Here is a 17,017-nt window from a genome sequence, read left to right as displayed (position 1 = left end):
TAAGCGTTAATCCGCAGGGTATAAAAAAGGTTGGCAGTGCCAACCTTTTTCTTTATCTGTCTGTCAGTGTTTTACGACCGAGTGTTATGCTAATGATTCTAGTTCTGCTAACACTTCATCTGCCCACTCAATCCACGTTTGACGCAGAAGTAGGTTGCGGCGCAGAGTTAGGCGCTCTAGACGTTGTTGCTTATCTAGATTGGCAGTATTTGAATAGTACGCTGTTTCGATTTCTTTGTAGTGATCAACTAACTTGCGAGACTCTTCAACAAGGCCTGCCAATTGTTCTTTAAAGGCTGTTGAGGGCTGTACTGAACATGCCATCAACTTAGCTGAGAACTCATCACGTACGGTTGGGTGAGCAGTAGGTTGGTCAAACCATTCACCTAACGCAATACGGCCTGCGTCAGTGATTGAATATACCTTGCGGTCTGGTTTGCCTTCCTGCGGCTCAAGCACGCACGTCACAAGTTGGTTTTGCGCCATCTTGTTCAGTTCACGGTAAACTTGCTGGTGGCTAGCTTTCCAGAAGTAACCGATGGTGTTAGAAAATTCTTTGGTGATGTCGTATCCAGTAGCGTCGCGAGTGCTAAGAACTGTGAGAATTACGTGTGGTAATGACATGTCTATAATCCAAATGGTCAATAAAACTCAAATCAACCGCCAACATCTTGATGCGCTTCTATAGGCACGTGTGTTATGTCGATGAAGGCAGTACCAACAAAGTTGGTCATGTCACCTTAAAAAAGCCGTTATTCACCTAGTGCGGTTACTATAACCGCAACTGCGAACTGTATTATTTATGTGTTTCGCAGGGGAGCGTTAGTATATCTAAATAATAAGCATAAAGTGGAATAGATGGAGCAAACTCGACAAAAAACTGACAAAACACTCAATAAATTATTTATTCAGTATTTTATACTGAAAGTGTGGTTTTTATTGTCTTATAAATGAAATTAAATGTTATCAGGTTATGGTTATTTGCGACGCATATCACCAGTGTTTTATGCTATTTGATAACAAAAAGGCCGCTATGAAAGCGACCTTTATATTGCTGTATTATGACCCTAGCTTATGCTTAACCAGTATTACGCATACCAGCAGCGATACCTGCTATCGTCACCATCAAAGCTTCTTCTAGCTCCGGCGATGGGTCTTCGACTTGGCGGGTACGGTAGAGCAATTCAGCTTGCAGCATATTGAGTGGCTCAACATAGATATTACGCAGGCGGATAGACTCTTGTCCCCAAGGATCGCTTTGCATCAGGTTCTCATTGTTCTCGACTTTAAGCACGGTTTTGATGTCTTTCTGTAGCTGTTCACGTAAACGATCGCCCAGCGGCAATAGTTCAGGATCAGCAAGACGCTCATCATAGTAACGAGAAATACCAATACTGCATTTCGAGTAAACCATCTCCAACATACCAAGACGGGTTGAGAAGAATGGCCACTCGCGACACATCTCTTCTAGCAACTCTTGATGACCTTGGTCAATTGAGTACTGAATCGCTTCTCCCGCACCTAACCAAGCAGGTAATACGAGGCGGTTTTGGCTCCATGAAAAGATCCAAGGGATCGCACGTAGGCTTTCTACGCCACCGTTCGGATTACGTTTCGAAGGACGTGAGCCTAGTGGAAGTTTCCCTAGTTCTAATTCAGGTGTCGCTTGACGGAAGTAAGGGACAAAGTCTGGTTCGCCACGCACTACGTTTCGGTATGATTCACAGCTGACTTCAGACAGCACGTTCATCAGATCGCGCCACTCTTGTTTTGGTTCTGGTGGTGGTAATAAGTTTGCTTCAAGAATCGCACTGGCGTACATGTTGAAGCTATTTACCGCTACTTCTGGTAAGCCAAGCTTAAAGCGGATCATTTCACCTTGTTCGGTTACCCTTAGGCCACCTTTCAAGCTCTTCGGTGGTTGAGAGAGTAGTGCTGCGTGTGCAGGAGCACCACCGCGACCAATCGTACCGCCACGGCCGTGGAATAGTGTCAGCTCAATACCTTCTTCGTCAGCCACTTTAACCAGTGCATCCATGGCGTGGTATTGCGCCCAACCTGCAGCCATCACGCCAGCATCTTTGGCTGAGTCTGAATAACCAATCATCACCATCTGATGGTTTTGAATAAAGCCACGGTAAAGATCGATGCTCATTAGTTGCTTGATCACTGACTCGGCGTTATTTAAGTCGTCGAGGGTTTCAAACAGCGGGCAAACATCCATACGGTAAGGACAGCCGGCTTCTTGCAGCAATAGGTGTACAGCGAGTACATCTGACGCTGTACGCGCCATTGAAATAACGTAAGCACCAAAGGCATCACGTGGCTGCGCAGCGATAATACGGCAAGTATCCAGTACTTCTTGAACTGGCTCTGATGGTTGCCAATCACGCGGAAGCAGCGGACGTTTCGAGCTCAGCTCTTGAGTTAGGAACGCAATTTTGTCTTGCTCGCTCCATTGGTCATAGTCACCAATGCCGAGGTAGCGTGTTAGCTCTGAGATTACATCTGAGTGGCGAGTGCTTTCTTGACGAATATCCAAACGCACTAGGTGTACACCGAATGCTTTTACGCGGCGCAAAGTGTCCAGTAGCGAGCCATCAGCAATCACGCCCATACCACATTCGTGCAGTGACTTATAACAAGCCAATAGTGGCTGCCATAGTTGCTCGGCATTTTGCAGTGGGGCTTTAACTGCTAGCTTTTGACCTTGGATTTTAGCATCAAGAATATCTTTGGTGTCATTGAGCAGTTTACGCAGTGATTTTAAGATCGCGCGGTAAGGTTCGTGTTCATCTTCGCCAGCGAGTGTGCGTACTTCATCGTTGCAGCGTGTCATCGACAGTTCGCTTACTAGCTCGTTGATGTCGCCTAGGTATAGGTCGGCTGCTTTCCAGCGAGAAAGGAGCAGTACTTCACGAGTAATGGTGTGTGTCACAAATGGGTTACCATCGCGGTCACCACCCATCCAAGATGAGAAGTGTACTGGTGCTGCATCAATTGGCAGCTCTTCGCCTAGGTAAGCTTCAAGTTTTTCATCAAGCTCACGGAGAAAATCTGGTACCGCTTCCCAAAGCGAGTTTTCAACAACCGCAAAGCCCCATTTCGCTTCATCAAGTGGCGTTGGGCGTTGTTGACGAATGGTGTCTGAGTGCCAGCTTTGGGCGATCAGTTGCTCTAGGCGGCGTTCAGTCTTCTGACGCTCTTTTACCGAGAGATCGCTCAGCTCAAGTTTGGATAAGCACTCATTAATTTTCACCAGTTTATTGATCATGGTGCGACGAGTGATTTCAGTAGGGTGAGCTGTCAGTACCAGTTCGATATTCAGATCACGAACCGCTTGAGCGGTATCGAGTTTACCAATGCCATTTTGGCTTAGTTTAGAAAACAGAGTGTTGATGGCATCAGGTTCGCAAACATGTGCATCACAATGACGTGAAATTGTATGGTATTGCTCCGCCATGTTAGTCAGGTTTAGAAACTGATTGAAGGCGTGAGCAACAGGAGTGAGTTGTTCATTCGGTAAGCTTTTGATTTCGTCAATCAGATTTTCACGAGCTGCTGGATTTCCAGAGCGTGCTGATTTAGAAAGCTTACGTATGGTTTCTACTTTTTCAAGAATCACGTCTCCATGTGCATCCTTGATAGTATTGCCGAGCAAGTGACCCAACATGCTCACATTACTACGTAGAGCAGAGTATTTCTCGTTCATTATCATCCTGCCTTGTAAAAAAATTACATCCATTGTTCCTTGTCGATAGACAATCTAGCTAAAAATATCGCCAACAGTCAAATAGTGCCAGCTTATTTTGCACAAATAGTGTCATTTCGTTCACTTCGAACAATTGCGCTTATTTTGCCTAAATTACTGAAAATTTATTACAGAGCGCGGTGGTTTTGTGGACGAAATCACTATAAACCGTATTTGATTCTTTCCCTATTAGGCTTTAGTCGCGAGCATCGGAGCAGTGCATGATCGAAGTGAATGGTAAAGCGGCAGAATCGGAGCCTGCCGCCTTAGGTGTTTTAATCAAAACAATATTGATAGATCGACTTCGACAATATATTGATGGTTGGATCGATAAACTCAAACGCCAAAAACTCATCCGGCTGGTGGGCTTGTTCAATCGAGCCGGGGCCCAATACTAAGGTTGGGCATAGCTGGCTTAAAAATGGTGCTTCGGTGCAGTAGTTGACGGTTTCCGATGGCGTCTGACAGATATTTTCCATGCCACCGACAAATGGATGGTCGTGGTTGCACTCAAAGCCCGGCACGGGATCATGCAGTGGGGTGATTTCAATTCTTCCCGGCCATTTGGCTTGCACTTCTTGCAAAGCGCCCAGCAGCATATTGCTCAGACCATCTAAGCTGATCCCCGGAAGAGGCCGCACATCGTAGTGCAACTCACAGCAACCACAGATACGGTTGGCACTGTCACCACCATGAATATGCCCGAGGTTTAGCGTTGGGTTTGGAATCGCAAAGCCCGGATGGTGGTACTCTTTGATCAGCTTATCGCGCAATTGCATCAGTGCAAAAAGCACTTCATGCATGATCTCGATTGCGTTTACACCAAGCGCAGGATCGGATGAGTGGCCTGATTTACCAGTAACGCGCACCGCATTGGCGACGTGTCCTTTGTGAGCGCGGATCGGCACTAAGCTGGTTGGCTCACCAATAATGCAGTAATCCGGCTTGATCGGTGTGTTATCAGTAAAGTGGCGCGCGCCAAGCATAGAGGTCTCTTCGTCGCAAGTGGCGAGAATATAGAGCGGTTTGGTCTGTTTGCTCCAATCAATCTTCTTTACAGCTTCATAGATAAAAGCAAAGAAGCCTTTCATATCGGCAGTGCCTAAACCATAGAAACGGTTATTGGCTTCGGTAATCGCATGTGGCTCGAAATTCCAACGTCCCTCATCAAACGGCACGGTATCACTGTGACCGGCGAGTAGTAACCCGCCTTCGCCATGACCTTTCTTGGCCAATAGATTGTATTTACCGGGCGCGGCTTGAATGACATCCACATCAAAACCGACATCTTTCAGCCATGTGGCAAGTTTCTCGATAACCTGCTGGTTACCCTCATCCCAACTTGGGTCAGAAGAGCTGATAGAGGAAGTAGAAATTAGGCCGCGGTAGACCTCAATAAAGCTCGGTAGTTGCATATTATCTTCGTTTCCCTGTTGACAGATGTTAACTAAGAAGGTAAAACACATATTAAATCATTTTTAATGAATAAAAAATCATTAAAAAACACTTTGAATAGTTTTTTAGTCACATTGAGTGACGCTAAATAACGATACGGATGTCTTAAAATGCTTAAAACGACCATCATTGGTGCCACTGGCTATACCGGAGCAGAACTTGCACTGATGGTGCACAAACACCCAGAGCTTACGCTATCAGGTTTATACGTTTCCGCCAACAGCGCAGATGCAGGTACGCCAATCTCTGCTTTGCACGGTAAGTTAGCCGGTTTGGTCGATGACCAAGTTCAACCGCTGGTGGATGTTGAAGCGGTCGCGAAAAATGCAGATGTGGTCTTTCTCGCCACTGCGCACGAAGTGAGCCACGATTTAGCGCCAACGCTGTTAGCGCATGGCTGCCAAGTGTTTGACCTGTCGGGTGCTTTCCGAGTTAAAAAGGGCGGCTTCTACCCAGAGTTTTATGGTTTTGAGCATCAACACGAACAATGGCTAGATAGCGCCGCTTACGGTCTTGCTGAGTGGGCGAGCGAAGAAATCAAACAAAGCCAACTGGTGGCGGTACCGGGTTGTTACCCAACTGCTTCACAATTGGCAATCAAACCTTTGCTGCAAGCGGGCTTAATCGATACTAATCAGTGGCCAGTGATTAACGCAACTAGCGGTGCATCGGGTGCCGGTCGTAAGGCAACGCTAACTAACAGTTTATGTGAAGTGAGCTTACAACCTTACGGTGTATTCGCTCATCGTCATCAGCCAGAAATCGCCACCCATTTAGGTTGTGATGTGATTTTCACCCCGCACTTAGCGGACTTTAAACGTGGCATTCTTGCCACTATCACCATGAAACTTTCTGCGGGTGTAAACCCAGAGCAAGTCGCGCAAGTGTTTGCTAATGCGTACCAAGATAAACCTTTGGTTCGCCTAGTCGATGGCATGCCAAAGCTACAAAACGTTCAGTTCACACCGTTCTGCGATATCGGTTGGAAAGTACAAGGCGAGCACATCATTGTATGTGCGGTGATCGACAACTTATTAAAAGGTGCATCGAGTCAAGCGATGCAATGTTTGAACATCCACTACGGATACCCTGAAATCACGGCACTGATTTAACTCATTATATCTAGGTCAGTCTTATCAAGGTCAGTCATACCAAGGAGCAGTTATGACAGAGAGCAAACAAAATCCATTAGTTATCAAACTCGGCGGAGCAGCCCTGTCATGTACCGACACGCTTAGCCAAGTATTTGGAGCCATTGCGAACTACCAAGTTCAGGCGCTGCGACCAATTGTGATTGTGCATGGTGGTGGTTACCTAGTGGATGACCTGATGAAACAGCTACAGTTGCCGACGGTGAAAAAACAGGGTCTACGTGTTACCCCTTACGACCAAATTGGTTTAATTGCCGGTGCGCTAGCGGGCACTGCCAATAAGCAACTGCAAGGTCAAGCAATCAAAGATGGTTTGAATGCAGTCGGCTTTAGCCTAGCGGATGGCGGTTTGTGTCAGGTTGAAGAGCTTGATCCTGAGCTTGGTGCAGTCGGTAAAGCGGCGCCGGGTAACCCAGCGGTATTGCAAGCGGTATTAGCGACGGGCGCACTGCCAATTATCAGCTCAATTGGTCTAACCGACGATGGTCAAATGATGAATGTTAATGCTGACCAAGCTGCCGTTGCGGTCGCTGGCGCTCTTGATGCAGAGCTGGTTTTGCTCTCAGATGTGAGCGGTGTATTGGACGGCAAGGGTAATTTGATCAAGAGTTTAGATGAGCAAAAAGCTAACCAACTGATTGATGGTCAAGTGATCACTGATGGCATGATTGTTAAGGTTAAAGCGGCGCTGGAAGCGGCGAATGACCTTGGTCGTCCTATTGAAGTGGCTACTTGGCGTTACCCAGAAAAATTAGCCCAGCTTTTCGCGGGTGAGAGTATCGGCACACAATTTCTGCCGCAGTAAATTTTCTAGCACAGACAAAACCTGTGTAGAGAGTCATAACAAGGATTAGTACCTAAGCCGTCATACGCTTAGGCTCGGAGAAAGAAAAATGAGCAAAGTAAACGTAAATAAAGTAGTAGTAGCTTACTCTGGTGGTCTCGATACCTCAGTAATTATCCCGTGGCTAAAAGAGAACTACGATTGTGAAGTAGTAGCGTTTGTAGCCGATGTCGGTCAAGGCTTCTATGAGTTGGAGGGTATTGAAGAGAAAGCCAAGGCTTCTGGTGCATCTGAATGCTATGTGGTTGACCTAAAAGAAGAGATGGTGGCTGAGTACATTAACCCAACGCTAAAAACTGGTGCATGTTACGAAGGCAAGTATCTACTGGGCACTTCAATGGCGCGTCCAATTATTGCTAAGGCTCAAGTTGAGATTGCACGTAAAGTTGGAGCCGATGCTTTATGTCACGGCTGTACGGGTAAAGGTAACGACCAAGTGCGTTTTGAAGGTGCGTTTGCCGCTCTTGCTCCGGATCTAAAAGTGATTGCGCCTTGGCGTGAATGGGATTTGGTAAGCCGCGAAGAGTGTCTCGATTACCTAGAAGCGCGTAACATTCCTTGTTCTGCTTCAATTACTAAGATCTACTCGCGTGACGCTAACGCATGGCACCTATCAACAGAAGGTGGTGTGCTAGAAAATACGTGGAATGCGACCAATGCAGATTGCTGGGCATGGACAGTTGATCCAGAACAAGCGCCAAATGAAGCAGAATACGTCATGCTGAAAGTTGAAAAAGGTGAAGTGGTTGCGGTTGATGGTGAAACAATGACGCCATACAACGCACTGGTTTATTTAAATGATAAAGGTGCTAAGCACGGTGTTGGCCGTATCGATATCGTTGAAAACCGTCTTGTAGGTATGAAGTCTCGTGGTTGTTATGAAACACCAGGAGGCACCATCATCATGGAAGCACTACGTGGTGTAGAGCAACTGGTATTGGATAAGACATCATACGAATTCCGTGAAGAATTAGGTGTGAAAGCTGCTCAACTTGTATACGATGGTCGTTGGTTTACGCCACTATGTAAGTCAGTGCTTGCAGCAGCAGACGAACTTGCACAAGACGTGAATGGTGAAGTTGTGATTAAACTTTACAAAGGTCAAGCGACGGTAACGCAGAAGCGTTCAGACAACAGTTTGTATAGCGAAGAATTCGCAACGTTTGGGGCTGATGAAGTATATGACCAAAGCCATGCTGACGGCTTTATCCGCTTGTACTCGCTACCAAGCAGAATCAGAGCGCTAAACGCAGCAAAGAAAAAGTAATACCAATCAGGGTAAGTAAGTGGTCAGAAAATTGCGCAAGAAAAATCGCTTAGAACTAGGCGCAGATTGCCGCTAACTAGTTATTCTAATTACAAAATCTGCAACAACGTTATCAGCGATTTTAATCAGCAAGAATGCTCAAAGACTTATGCTGATTGGTATAATAAATAAACTGGCAGGTTAAAGCCTGCCAGAACCAATAAGCTCAGCGGAGTCTGGGCGATGTGACCGACTTAAAAGGGTTCAGCTTTGGCTGGATCCTTTGATTATCAGGAGAGATGCAATGGCACTATGGGGCGGTAGATTTACCCAAGCAGCAGATACACGTTTTAAAGACTTCAATGATTCGCTTCGTTTTGATTATCGTCTCGCAGTGCAAGACATTGTCGGTTCGGTTGCATGGTCAAAAGCGTTAGTGACAGTTGGTGTGTTGAGCGAGCAAGAGCAGCTGCAACTTGAACAGGCTTTGAATGAGCTGAAAGTCAGCGTAGAAGAGAATCCAAAGCAGATCTTAGCTTCGGATGCGGAAGATATTCACTCTTGGGTTGAACAGCAACTGATCGCCAAAGTGGGTGATTTGGGTAAAAAACTGCACACAGGGCGTTCGCGTAACGACCAAGTGGCGACCGACCTAAAACTGTGGTGCCGTGAGCAAGGCGAAGTGCTATTAAAAGCGCTTGAAGACCTGCAATTGCAAATGGTCAATGTTGCGAAGGCGCATCAAACCACCGTTCTACCAGGTTATACTCACCTGCAACGTGCGCAGCCTGTGACATTTGCTCACTGGTGTCTTGCTTACGTTGAAATGTTTGAGCGTGACCATTCCCGTTTAAAAGATGCAGTCGCGCGTCTGAATACTTGTCCACTTGGCTCTGGCGCACTGGCTGGTACTGCCTATGCGATGAATCGAGAGCTGATTGCACAAAACCTTGGCTTTACACGCGCAACACGTAACTCGCTAGATTCGGTTTCGGATCGCGACCATGTGATGGAGTTGATGTCGGTTGCGTCGATTTCAATGTTGCACCTATCTCGTCTAGCTGAAGACATGATTTTCTATAATTCAGGTGAAGCCAACTTTATTGAATTAGCCGATACCGTTACATCCGGTTCATCGTTGATGCCGCAAAAGAAAAACCCGGATGCACTAGAGCTTATCCGTGGTAAAACCGGGCGTGTCTATGGCTCTTTAGCCGGCATGATGATGACAGTGAAAGCACTGCCATTGGCATACAATAAAGATATGCAGGAAGACAAAGAAGGGCTATTTGATGCACTCGATACTTGGTTCGATTGTATTGAAATGGCTGCGCTCTGTTTTGATGGTATCAAAGTTAACGGTGAACGTACGTTAGAAGCGGCGCAGCAAGGTTATGCCAACGCGACCGAGTTAGCTGATTACCTAGTAGCGAAAGGAATTCCTTTCCGTGAAGCGCACCATATCGTCGGCGTTGCCGTGGTCGGTGCAATTGAAAAGGGCAGTGCGCTAGAAGAGTTGTCACTAGCAGAGCTCAAAGCCTTCTCGCCAGTGATTGAAGAAGACGTGTACGCGATTCTTACGATAGAATCTTGCTTGGCTAAACGTAATGCCCTAGGCGGCGTTGCGCCAGAGCAAGTGGCATTTGCCGTTGAGCAAGCCGAAGCGCGATTGAAGTAGCGATTCATCATTCCTCCCAATGGTCGCTGCAGTGGCTTTGCTCTTTGGTCGCCAACCTGCAGCACCAATGGGTTTGAATAGGTACTGCAACCTTTTATCTAACATGTTGATTTTTAGTGGATAGATAAAAAGATCAAAAAAGATCGATAAAAAATTGAACCATCTGGAAAAGGCTCTGTCTATAACTGTACCACTGCTTTTTCTTAGATGAATCTAAGAGAGCCCTGAAATCTTTTATTGATTTCAGGGCTTTTTTCTTTTTCCCCTTCCTATTTGGCGCTACAGCGTCGTTAACCCGCACTCGAAAATCTCATCACATAGTTCACTATGCTCAGAGACTTTTCTCATTTGCTTGCCTAGCTTCCTCTGCCTAATTAAACCCACAGCGTTGTTGAGTTTCATTCGAAAACCTCATCACATAGTTCACTATGCTCAGAGGCTTTTCTCATTTACTCGCCTAGCTGTGAATCTAATTAGTTTGAGGAAGAGGTTTATGTTTTGGTAATTGATTTTTCATATGAAGAAGTAGATCGCAGAAACCAAAGGTGTGCTGTATATGAGGTAAAAATTCAGGAAGAATTTTAAGGTTTTCGGTGTCGGGAACACCTAAAACCGACCGGGCAGCGCTCTCTAAACACCAGCGCCTTTCTGATGACTCTTTGGCGCAGCAAAGAGTTATTGGACCGCTAACAGAGAGCTTAAGAAAGCACTGAGTTAATAAGCGGGACATACCACCTCTCTTTCCTAGTTGGCGCTACAGCACCCTAAATAACCCCACAACATCACGTCACTGACATCGATACTCCCTATCAAGTGAAATGACCATTAATAGGAAATGACTATCAATAGGATAGTTACAAGCGATTTTCCTTAAACTCACTGTGATGCGAATATACTTTCCGAAAGCAACAACAGCTCAGCTTAAAACATTCAAAGGAAAGTAAATTATGATTAACACTCAAATCAAACCATTCTCAGCTACAGCATACAAAAACGGCGAATTCGTTGAAGTAACAGAGCAAGATGTTCTAGGTAAATGGGCGGTGTTCTTCTTCTACCCAGCAGACTTTACGTTTGTATGTCCAACTGAACTTGGTGATCTTGCTGACCACTACGAAGAGCTACAAAAACGTGGCGTAGAAGTTTACTCAGTATCAACTGACACACACTTCACTCATAAAGCATGGCACGACAGCTCAGACACAATCGGCAAGATTCAGTACTACATGCTTGGCGACCAAACAGGCAACATCACGAACAACTTCGGTGTGATGCGTGAAGGTCAAGGTCTTGCAGACCGTGCAACGTTCCTAATCGACCCACAAGGTACTATCCAAGCAATGGAAATCACTGCTGAAGGTATCGGTCGTGACGCAGAAGACCTACTACGCAAAGTAAAAGCAGCTCAATACGTAGCAGCACACCCAGGTGAAGTTTGTCCTGCTAAATGGAAAGAAGGCGAAGAGACGCTAGCACCATCTCTAGACCTAGTTGGCAAAATCTAAGCCACATAAATTTAGGCTCTAGTCAGTTGAATTCTCCTTTTACTGACTAGAACCAAACAGAGAGCACTTCAGGTTAGATACCTTGACGACCATCTGCCTGATTTGCTCTCTACCCCAAGATTTTATCTACAGTAACCACTTTTAAGATTTAATGAAGGCAGTAACACTATGTTAGACCAAGCGATCCAACAACAACTCAAACAATATCTGGCTAATGTAAAACAAGAAGTTCGTTTAGTGGTTAGTCTAGATGAAAGCAAAGCATCGAATGATATCTTGTCACTAGCAAATCAAATCGCAGAAATGAGCGATCTTATCACCGTTGAACGTGACGACAACGCAAGCGCACGTAAACCAGTGATGGCAGTGACCAACCCAGCGAAAGGCACCGCACTACGTTTTGCAGGCTTGCCAATGGGGCATGAATTTACCTCTCTAGTATTGGCACTGCTACATTCTGGCGGTCACCCAATCAAACTAGAACCGGAAGTAATTGAGCAAATCGCAGCTCTAGACAAAGAATTAGACGTAGAAATCTTTATTTCACTGTCATGTCAAAACTGTCCAGACGTGGTTCAAGCGTTCAACATGATGGCAGCGATCAACCCGAAAGTGAACGCAACCATGATCGATGGTGGTTTATTCCAAGATGAAGTGAAACAGCGTGACATCATGGCAGTACCAAGCGTATTCGTAAACGGTGAGCTATTTGGTCAAGGTCGTATGTCTCTGACTGAAATCCTTAACAAAGTGGATGACGGTGCAAGTGAGAAAGCGGCGAAAGCACTGAGCGAAAAAGACCCATACGATGTATTGGTTGTCGGTGGTGGTCCTGGTGGTAGCGCAGCCGCTCTATACGCAGCTCGTAAAGGTATTCGCACTGGTGTGGTTGCTAAGCGTTTTGGTGGTCAGGTTATGGATACCATGGCGATCGAGAACTTCATTTCGGTAAAACGTACTGAAGGTCCAAAACTGGCGACTGACCTGGCAGAGCATCTAAAAGAATATGATGTTGACGTAGTGACTGAGCAACAAGCTGGGAAACTAATGGGCGCGGCACACACAGAAGATGGTTTGATTCACATCCAACTTGAAAGCGGCGCAACGCTGAAGAGTAAGAGTGTCATCCTAAGCCCTGGTGCTCGTTGGCGTGAAATGAACGTCCCTGGTGAGCAAGAGTACCGCAACAAAGGCGTCGCGTACTGCCCACACTGTGATGGTCCACTGTTCAAAGGCAAGAAAACTGCGGTTATCGGTGGTGGTAACTCAGGTATTGAAGCCGCTATTGACCTTGCAGGTATTGTTGAACACGTAACGGTTCTTGAATTCGCCGATGTACTTCGTGCCGACCAAGTGCTTATCGACAAAGCGAACTCACTACCAAACATCGACATCATCACCATGGCACAAACCACAGAAGTTGTGGGTGACGGTACTCGCGTAACAAGCTTGAAGTACAAAGACCGCAATACAGATGAAATCAAACAGATTGAACTGTCAGGTATCTTTGTTCAAATCGGTCTAGTACCAAACACAGAATGGCTAAAAGATTCAGAAGTAGCACTCTCTGAGCGTGGTGAGATTGAAGTTGGTAGCCGCGGTGAAACCAGCCTCGAAGGTGTATTCGCAGCGGGTGATGCAACGACAGTACCTTACAAACAGATCATCATTGCGATGGGTGAAGGTGCAAAAGCAAGTTTAGGCGCATTTGATTACCTAATCCGTAAACAAGGTTAAGCGCTAATTTCTTGAGCGTCATTTGCTTGATAAGAAGTAAGGCGGCAAGAAAGGATGTAACAGTTAATTACACAGCAAGAAAGAAGCAAAACTAGAAGCCCAAGACTTTGCCAGCAGCATCCCACTGCTGGCTTTTTTTGTTTGTAGTAAGGGGGAAGGGGATGTCCCGCTTATTAGCTCATCGCCTTCTTAGACTCTGTGTTAGCGGTCCAATAACTCTTTGCTGCGCCAAAGAGTAATCAGAAAGGCGCTTTAGTCTCGAGTGCGCTGTTCGGTCGGTTTTAGGCGTTCCCGACACCGAAAACCTAAAAGTTCGTCCTGAACTTTACCTAGTGACGTGGGTGAGTTTGAGTGTTGTGATCGCGTTAGACAAGAACATAAGACAAAGCCTAATCACACAGATAATTATGTGATTAGGCTTTCAAGTTCAGCATCAATCTAAAAGTCTTTCCCCAAACTAGTTAGTGTTACAACTAGGCAATCAAATGAGAAAAGTCTCTGAGCATAGTGAGCTATGTGATGAAATTTTCGCGTGTAGGTTAACGACGCTATAGCGCCAAATAGGAAGGGGAAGGGTATGTCCCGCTTATTAGCTCATCGCCTTCTTAGACTCTGTGCTAGCGGTCCAATAACTCTTTGCTGCGCCAAAGAGTCATCAGAAAGGCGCTTTAGTTTCGAGTGCGCTGTCCGGTCGGTTTTAGGCGTTCCCGACACCGAAAACCTAAAAGTTCGTCCTGAACTTTTACCTAGAGAGGTGGACGAATTTGAGTGTTGTGAGCGCGTTAGACAAGAACATAAGACAAAGCCTAATCACATAGATAATTATGTGATTAGGCTTTCAACTTCAGCATCAATATGAAAGTCTTTCTCCAAACTAGTTGGTGTTATAGCTAGGCAACCAAATGAGAAAACTCTCTGAGCATAGTGAACTATGTGATGAGATTTTCGAGTGTAGGTTAACGACGCTAAAGCACCAATTAGAAAGGATACTCCTCGAACTAATTTGAATCACAGCTAGGCGAGCAAATGAGCAAAGCCTCTGAGCATAGTCAACTATGTGATGAGGTTTGAGAGTGCAGCTCAACAACGCTGTGACTCTAATTAGGAAGAGGAAGGTTAGTGCATGGCGTGCAGGCTTACCAAAACAATGGCCGTTGCTCCAATCACAAACCAACTCGAACCCATTACTAATGCAGTTTTTAATTCAGTACTCACTTTACTTCTCCTCAATATTTCGAGATTAATCCCTAGTAAGCTGGGATTTTATTTTGATTATTTTTGAAGCAGTAAGGTACATCAATGACGTGCTACTGTTATCTGGCAAAGCTTACTTTTCATTTTTGATCGACTCCCCATATCGCGTTTTGCTATTACCAACGGATAACGGAAGGGATTACAATGTTGCTTACTTCTCCCTGTAAGTCATGAACATGAGCTGTAATACCTGCCAACAAAACTGGTTTTGGAAAAAGATTGGACGTTGCATGCGCTGCGTGTATCAATTAAGTGGATTATCGCTACTGAGTATGGCGAGCTGGTGGCTGATGTTTCGTGATACGCCTAAGAGCATTGAATCTATCGCGTTGATTACTGCGATTGTCGGTTTTACTGGGCTATTAGCATTGCACCTTTGGATGCGCTGGGTGGTTATTCCACTTCGCTATCGAAGCAGAAATGAAAAAAGGCGATAGCCAGTTAGCTATCGCCTTTCTATTTAGCTTTTAATTTAGCTTAAATCGGCTAGGGGATTAGCCTAGGTAAGCTTCTAGCTCTTCGCTGCCACCGATGTGTTTACCACCGATAAAGACTTGAGGAACAGTCGTGCGACCCGTGATTGCACGTAGGCTCACAGTGGTTGCGTCTTTACCTAGTACAAGTTCTTCGTAGTTCAGACCTTTGTCGATTAGGTTCTGTTTTGCTTTCATACAGAATGGGCAACCAGGTTTGCTGAATACGGTGATTGACGCTTGCTCTTTGTGCTCTGGTGCAATGTAGTTCAGCATAGTGTCGGCATCAGAAACTTTGAACGGGTCGCCTGGTACGTTTTCTTCAACGAACATTTTCTCAACCACGCCGTTTTTCACTAGCATGCTGTAGCGCCATGAACGTTTGCCGAAGCCTAGATCGTTTTTCTCAACCAGCATACCCATGCCGTCAGTAAAATCACCGTTACCATCTGGGATGAATGTGATGTTTTCTGCTTCTTGGTCTGCTTTCCATGCGTTCATTACGAAAGTGTCATTTACAGAAACACATAGAATGTCATCAACGCCGTGATCTTTGAATACAGAGAATAGCTCGTTGTAGCGAGGTAGGTGGCTTGATGAACAAGTCGGAGTAAATGCACCAGGTAAGCTGAATACGATAACGGTCTTGTCTTTGAATAGAGCGTCAGTCGTTACGTTAATCCAAGCATCACCTTGGCGAGTTGGAAAAGTAACTTGTGGTACAGCTTGACCTTCTTTTGATGTAAACATGGTTAAATCCTTATTAACGATATTGTTCGTTGGTAATATATCTGAGAGTTGGGTGGACTCAATCTTTTTTCTTTGCAGTTATTATAAAAATTTTTATTGATAGCTCTAATCGTTTGGCGCTATGGCTTTGATAGTCATAAACGTTTGGTGTTATGATTTTGATAGTTTGATCCTATTAGTAAAGGATGGTTTATGAATATTCGTGATTTCGAATACTTAGTCGCCTTGGCTGAGCACAATCATTTTCGTAAAGCGGCAGAAGCCTGCTTTGTTAGTCAGCCGACCTTGAGTGGGCAGATTCGTAAGCTGGAAGATGAGCTAGGTACCGCGCTGCTGGAACGCAGTAGTCGTCGTGTGTTGTTTACCGATGCGGGTTTACAACTGGTCGAGCAGGCGAAAAAAATCCTCAGTGAGGTGAAGTTGTTCCGCGATATGGCAAGTGATCAAAGTGGTGCGATGACAGGCCCGATGCATATCGGTTTTATCCCGACGGTTGGTCCTTACATCTTGCCGCGCATTGTTCCTAAGTTGAAAGAGCAGTTTCCTGAGCTTGAGCTTTATCTGCATGAGGCACAAACTCAGCAACTTGTTCATCAACTTGAAGACGGCAAGTTGGATTGCTTGGTATTAGCGGCGGTAGAAGAAACGGCGCAGTTTAAAGAGATTGAAGTTTACAGTGAACCATTAAGCGTAGCCGTGCCTTGCGAGCATGAATGGGCATCGCTGGATGAAATCGACATGTTAGAGCTTAATGGACGCACGGTTTTAGCGCTGGGTGATGGCCATTGTTTACGCGATCACGCATTAGGTTTTTGTTTTGCTGCGGGCGCTAAAGATGATGAGCGTTTTAAAGCAACCAGTTTAGAGACGCTACGCAATATGGTTGCGGCAGGGGCGGGGATCACACTGTTACCGAAACTGGCGTTGCCAAAAGAGAAGGTCAAAGATGGGGTCTGCTATGTGCGAGCGGTCAACCCTGAGCCGACGCGCAGTATTGTTGTGGCTTATCGCCCGGGTTCGCCATTCAGAACTCGCTTTGAGCAACTGGCTGAGACGATTAAGCAGCAGCTAGAAGCTTAATACCAATCAGCATAAGTCTTTGATCATTCTTGCTGATTAAAATCGATGATAACGTTGTTGCATTGGAATAAAGTTGGATTGGAACAAAAAAGA

General features: G+C 45.6%; 11 protein-coding genes and 1 pseudogene. 8 read left to right on the top strand and 4 right to left on the bottom strand.

The genetic code is table 11. From position 1 onward, the window contains the following. Positions 1-84 precede the first annotated feature (84 nt). From IRQ95_RS10155 to argE, 3 genes are all read right to left on the bottom strand, one after another. A complete protein-coding gene (locus tag IRQ95_RS10155) occupies positions 85-624 on the bottom strand; it encodes a PadR family transcriptional regulator (protein ID WP_194436818.1) in 540 nt (179 codons plus the stop codon). Between the two features lie 454 nt (positions 625-1,078). Then, complete coding sequence (gene ppc / locus IRQ95_RS10150) at positions 1,079-3,712, bottom strand: phosphoenolpyruvate carboxylase (protein ID WP_194436817.1); 2,634 nt, start codon at positions 3,710-3,712, stop codon at positions 1,079-1,081. Between the two features lie 314 nt (positions 3,713-4,026). Then, the gene (argE, locus tag IRQ95_RS10145) at positions 4,027-5,166 is read right to left on the bottom strand and encodes an acetylornithine deacetylase (protein WP_194436816.1); all 1,140 of its coding nucleotides are present in this window, start codon (positions 5,164-5,166) and stop codon (positions 4,027-4,029) included. Positions 5,167-5,316: 150 nt separating this feature from the next. On the opposite strand from argE, the gene argC reads away from it, so the two are divergent. From argC to IRQ95_RS10110, 7 genes and pseudogenes are all read left to right on the top strand, one after another. Then, positions 5,317-6,318, top strand: coding sequence for an N-acetyl-gamma-glutamyl-phosphate reductase (gene argC / locus IRQ95_RS10140; protein ID WP_194436815.1), 1,002 nt, complete (start codon positions 5,317-5,319; stop codon positions 6,316-6,318). A 52-nt stretch (positions 6,319-6,370) separates the two neighbouring features. Beyond that, complete coding sequence (gene argB / locus IRQ95_RS10135; protein ID WP_123780103.1) at positions 6,371-7,162, top strand: acetylglutamate kinase; 792 nt, start codon at positions 6,371-6,373, stop codon at positions 7,160-7,162. Between the two features lie 88 nt (positions 7,163-7,250). Then, positions 7,251-8,468 (top strand): argininosuccinate synthase, encoded by a 1,218-nt coding sequence (locus IRQ95_RS10130; protein ID WP_194436814.1) that lies wholly within the window; start codon positions 7,251-7,253, stop codon positions 8,466-8,468. Positions 8,469-8,751: 283 nt separating this feature from the next. Further along, positions 8,752-10,119 (top strand): annotated as a pseudogene (gene argH / locus IRQ95_RS10125) (argininosuccinate lyase); the annotation flags it as partial. Positions 10,120-11,072: 953 nt separating this feature from the next. After that, positions 11,073-11,630 carry an alkyl hydroperoxide reductase subunit C gene (gene ahpC / locus IRQ95_RS10120; protein ID WP_075652225.1) on the top strand — a complete coding sequence of 186 codons (558 nt, stop codon included), beginning with the start codon at positions 11,073-11,075 and terminating at the stop codon, positions 11,628-11,630. A 168-nt stretch (positions 11,631-11,798) separates the two neighbouring features. Next, positions 11,799-13,367, top strand: a complete 1,569-nt coding sequence (gene ahpF / locus IRQ95_RS10115) for an alkyl hydroperoxide reductase subunit F (RefSeq protein WP_194436812.1) — start codon at positions 11,799-11,801, stop codon at positions 13,365-13,367. 1,430 nt (positions 13,368-14,797) lie between these two features. After that, positions 14,798-15,058 (top strand): DUF3624 domain-containing protein, encoded by a 261-nt coding sequence (locus IRQ95_RS10110; RefSeq protein ID WP_194436811.1) that lies wholly within the window; start codon positions 14,798-14,800, stop codon positions 15,056-15,058. A gap of 57 nt (positions 15,059-15,115) precedes the next feature. Here IRQ95_RS10110 and IRQ95_RS10105 read toward each other — a convergent pair whose 3' ends face one another. Further along, positions 15,116-15,844 carry a glutathione peroxidase gene (locus IRQ95_RS10105; protein ID WP_194436810.1) on the bottom strand — a complete coding sequence of 243 codons (729 nt, stop codon included), beginning with the start codon at positions 15,842-15,844 and terminating at the stop codon, positions 15,116-15,118. A gap of 192 nt (positions 15,845-16,036) precedes the next feature. Here IRQ95_RS10105 and oxyR point away from each other — a divergent pair, with 192 nt between their 5' ends. Beyond that, complete coding sequence (gene oxyR / locus IRQ95_RS10100; RefSeq protein ID WP_194436809.1) at positions 16,037-16,924, top strand: DNA-binding transcriptional regulator OxyR; 888 nt, start codon at positions 16,037-16,039, stop codon at positions 16,922-16,924. Positions 16,925-17,017 lie beyond the last annotated feature (93 nt).

The organism is Vibrio fluminensis (genome assembly GCF_015278125.1).
Classification (GTDB): domain Bacteria; phylum Pseudomonadota; class Gammaproteobacteria; order Enterobacterales; family Vibrionaceae; genus Vibrio; species Vibrio fluminensis.
Note: the sequence above shows the minus strand (reverse complement) of the source record. Positions and strands in the feature narration are given on the sequence as shown.